The 3,661-nt window shown below is 76.0% G+C and carries 3 protein-coding genes; all 3 read left to right on the top strand.

Annotated features, from left to right (window positions below; genetic code table 11):
- Positions 1-1,367, top strand: a 1,367-nt coding sequence (locus ACTIDRAF_RS0216175; RefSeq protein WP_016699770.1) for an O-antigen ligase family protein, incomplete at its 5' end; no start/stop codon positions are given.
- Between the two features lie 4 nt (positions 1,368-1,371).
- On the top strand, positions 1,372-2,421 hold the full coding sequence (locus ACTIDRAF_RS29260; protein ID WP_016699769.1) for a glycosyltransferase family 2 protein: 1,050 nt from the start codon (positions 1,372-1,374) through the stop codon (positions 2,419-2,421).
- The coding region (locus ACTIDRAF_RS34245; protein WP_052168868.1) for a glycosyltransferase family 2 protein at positions 2,418-3,661 on the top strand (1,244 nt) is incomplete at its 3' end. The genes ACTIDRAF_RS29260 and ACTIDRAF_RS34245, both read left to right, overlap by 4 nt.

Genomic DNA, 3,661 nt, shown 5'->3' with positions numbered 1-3,661 from the left:
GGCGGGCACCGGCCGGTGCCGTCCTCGCGGTGCTCGCGCTGCTGCTGGCACTGCCCCAGAACCTCGTCCTCGTCGGGGGAGCGGGCGGGGTCACGCCGGCCCGCCTGCTCGCCCTGGGCTGCCTGCTGTGGTGGTGGGTGGCGGTCGTGGGCGGGGCACGGAGGTCCACCGGGGCCAACCCGGTGACCCGTGTGCTGCTGGGGTTCCTCGTGCTGGTGCTCGTGGCGCACGCGTTCGCGACCCTCGGCGGCGGCATCGGCGCGGACCGGACCTCGGAGACCGACCGGGCGCTGCTGGCCCTCGTTCCGGCGGTCGGGGTCGCGTTGCTCGCCTCGGACGGAGTTCGCGACGGCCGTGAGCTGAGGTGGGTGCTGGCGGCACTCGTGCTCGGCACCACCGCGTCGGCCGGCGCGGCGGTGGCCCTCTTCACGGTCGGCGTCGACCCGCGACCGCTGCTGGAGGTACCGGGCCTGGAACTCGTTCCGCTGTGGGACGCGGACCTGGCCAGGGGAGGTCTGGTCCGGGCGATGGGCTTCGCGAACCACCCCATCGAGCTGGCGGCGCTCGCCGCGATGGCACTACCGCTCGCCGTCCACCTGGCCGGTGGCGGCAGGCGACCCTGGCTCTGGTGGGGGTGCGCGGTCCTGCTGACCCTCGGGGTCCTCACCACGATCTCCCGCACCGGGCTGCTCGGGGTGGCCGTGGTCCTCCTCGCGCTGTTCCCCCGCCTGGGGCCGCGGCGGTGGCTGTCGTGGGCGCTCGGCCTGCTCGCGGCCCTGTGGGTGGTGGTCACCGCCTGGCCCCGGCTGGCCGAGGTGCTCGCCGCCACGGTCCTCGGGTCGCGAACGGACAACAGCGTTCAAGGGCGGCTGGAGGACTACGCCTACGTGGCCGCTCGCCTCGCCGATCACCCGTGGTGGGGGCAGGGCTTCGGGACCTACCTGGCGCCGCCGCAGCCCTACCTGGACAACCAGTACCTGCTGACGCTCGTCGAGTCCGGGCCGCCCGGGCTGCTCGGGCTGCTCGTCCTGCTGGTCACCCCCCTGGTGCTGGCCTGCCGGGCGGCGGGGGGCGCGGTCACCCGCCGCGCGGGGGCCGCCGGTGGTGACGCGACGCGGGACCGGGACACCGGGTGGGCGCTCGCCGTGGCGCTGCTGGTGGGGGTGTGCTGCCTCGGCACCTTCGACGCGCTCGCCTTCCCCCAGTTCCAGGGTTACCTGTTCCTCCTCGTCGGACTGGTCGGCGCCCTGACCGGCCCGGCGGTTCCCCGCGCGGCCTCGACCCGCCCCGGGGAGACGGGTACCTCGGCCGCGTCGACCCGCGCCGGACCTCCGAGCGCGACCGACGACCCCACCAGGAAGGGATGAGCACGTGCACGTTGGACCGGACGTCCTCGTAGCCGTCGTGACCCACCAGTCGGCGGAGGACCTGCCCGGGCTGCTGGAGTCACTCCCGGCGGCCCTGCGCGGTGTCGGGCGGTGGCGACTGGTGATCGCCGACAACCACTCGACCGACGGAACCCTCGACGTGGCCCGCCGGTACGCGCCCTACGCGCACCTGGTGCCGTTGGGGGCGAACCTGGGTTACGCGAGCGGGGTGAACGCCTGTGCGGCGCTCGCCACCCCGACCGAGGGCCTGCTGGTGCTCAACGCCGACGTGCGCCTCGATCCGGGGTCCGTGCTGCCCCTCGTGGCCGCGTGCCAACCCGATCCCGGTGCCGTGATCCCGACGTCGCCCGACCCTGCATCTCGTGGTCGTGACGGGCGACGGGCCTGCGACGAGGTACGGGGAGGGGCCGGGGTGGCGGTCCCGGTGGTGCGCGACGGCGCGGGCCGGTCCGAGCCGACGATGCGGCGGCGGCCCAGCCCGGCCCGGGCCTGGGGCGAAGCCCTCCTCGGCGGGTGGGCGGGCCGGTTCCCCGCGCTCGGGGAACGCATCGCCCCCGGTCGGCGGGAGGAACCGGACTGGGCGAACGGCGCGGTGCTCTTCGTGCCGGCCCACGTGCGGCGGCGCATCGGGCCGTGGCGGGCGGACCTCTTCCTCTACTCGGAGGAGGTGGACTACTGCCGGCGGGTGACCGACGCCGGGTGGCGGATCGTACGGGTGCCGCAGGCGACCGCCGTCCACCTCGGCGGTCAGGTGTCCTCCACGCCGAGGTTGTGGGCGCAGCTGGTCACGAACCGGGTGGTGCACGTGGCGCGGTGGGACGGCCGCCGGGCGGCGCGCCTGGTCTGGGCCGCGCTGGTCGTGGGGCAGCTGGTGCGGACGCCCCTCCTGCGGCGGGTGCACCGCCGGGCCCTGCGGGAACTCTGGGCGGGTCGAGGGCGGCTCCTCGCCGGTCACCCGACCCACCCGGCCGCCGGCCCGGATTTCCGGACCGGTCGGCGGACCGCGCCCCAGCGGCTGGAGGCGACCCGGTGAGCGACCCGAACCGGCGGGCGCCGGTGGAGTTCCCCCGGCTGGTTAAGGACCTGCTGCGACGCCTGGTGGGACGTCACGTCGTCGCGGAGCGCTGGTACCGGCTGCGTTACGCGGCCGCCCGGCGGGCGGCGCGGGCGGCGGAGGACGCCGAGGTGGAGCGGCTGACCACGGTGGTGTCCCCGGTCCCGGAGGCCACCGTCGTGGTGGTCATCCCCACGTACCGGCGGCCGGGTCGCCTGCTCGCGGCGGTGCGGAGCGCTCTCGGCCAGACGGTCCGCGACATCGCGGTCCTCGTGGTGGACGACGGCGGCGGCGAGGTCGGAACGCTGCCCTCGGACCCCCGGCTGCGCCTGATCAGGCTCGCGCGCAACCACGGCAGCTGCGGCCTCGCGCGCAACGTGGGGATCAGGCTGTCCCGGTCACCCTTCGTCGCCTTCCTCGACGACGACAACACGTGGCGGCCGGACCACCTGGAGCGTGCGCTCCGCGCCCTCCGCGAGGAGCCGGGCCCGGGCCTGGCGTACACGGCAGTGCGGCGCCTGCGTGCCGACGGTTCCCAACTGGACATCATCGGCCGCGAGTTCGACAGGCGGGCACACACCGACGACTCGTGGGCTGACTCGAACTCCATCGTCGTCACCAGGAGTCCCCTCGTGCGTTTCGACCCGTGGGCCCGGCCCCGGGCCGTCAACCCGAAGGAGGACTGGGAACTGGTGCACCGGCTGTCCCGGCGGATGAGGGTCACCTACGTGCCGGTGGTCACCGTGGACTACGCCGTGCACCGGGGGAGTTACTTCACGGACTGGGGCGAGCGGTCGACGTCCGCGCAGCGGACCGGGGCTGACCCCGGCGGGCGGCCCTCCGCGCCGGCTCCGCTCGCGCTGCCGGCGGGGAACGAGGGGGCAGGCCCCCCTCGGACCGGGCCTCGGACCGGGCCTCGGACCGGGCCTCGGACCGGGCCGCGGGCCGGGGCACCGGACCGCCGTGCCGAACTCCCGAACGCCAGGAGGGCACCGGCCGACGACGAGCGTGCGGAGCCTCGGGAGGCGGCCCCGGTACCGAGAGGGGTGCCCTGGACACCCCCGACCGGCCCGCTCCGCCGGCCGGTGCCGCCACCGGTCCGCTCCGAGGAGGGCACCGCGCCGGAACTGACCGGGCGCTGCGGAATCCCCGAGGGCGGGTGGCCCGAGGAGTGGTTCGGGGATCCGGGCCAGGGGGGCTGGTCGGGGGCCGGGGGAAC

The sequence above is a fragment of the Actinoalloteichus spitiensis RMV-1378 genome (assembly GCF_000239155.1).
GTDB classification, from domain to species: domain Bacteria; phylum Actinomycetota; class Actinomycetes; order Mycobacteriales; family Pseudonocardiaceae; genus Actinoalloteichus_B; species Actinoalloteichus_B spitiensis.
This window is presented reverse-complemented; position numbering and strand designations above follow the sequence as displayed.